General features: G+C 42.2%; 1 tRNA gene. It reads left to right on the top strand.

Annotation, left to right across the window (positions count from 1 at the left end):
- The first annotated feature begins 267 nt into the window (after nucleotides 1-267).
- Nucleotides 268-344 (top strand) — tRNA-Ile (locus AC27HL_RS19570).
- Nucleotides 345-469: the final 125 nt, after the last annotated feature.

Below are 469 nucleotides of genomic sequence, written 5' to 3'. Positions count from 1 at the left end.
TAAGTTAACGGTATATGGCCAAGTTGGTCGCTTTATGGCATCCATGCCATCGCGACACAAGTACATCCATGTACAAGAGTGTTCACACAAATTACATGATAACGAATTAGAAGAAGTCCAAACATGCGAGTGCTTCACACCTTTTAGGCGAAGTTAATTTGCTTAAGTTCAAGGCGTGCAAGAAGTGAGCGTTGGAATGACCGTCTGGTCATGACAAGCGAACGACGAGTACAACGAAGAAATTAAGTAAAGGAACGAGTATAAAATAGGTCTGTAGCTCAGCTGGTTAGAGCGCACCCCTGATAAGGGTGAGGTCGGCAGTTCAAGTCTGCCCAGACCTACCAATTTTGACTTTACTCTGCGTTAGTTCGCAGCTCGTGTAGTAAACTACACGTCGCTACTAACTGTCTTGATTAAAATCAAAATAGCGTTTTAGCTTAAGTATGTTGACCCTTATCTTAATTGATAA

It is taken from the genome of Colwellia aquaemaris (assembly GCF_057548755.1).
Note: the sequence above shows the minus strand (reverse complement) of the source record. Positions and strands in the feature narration are given on the sequence as shown.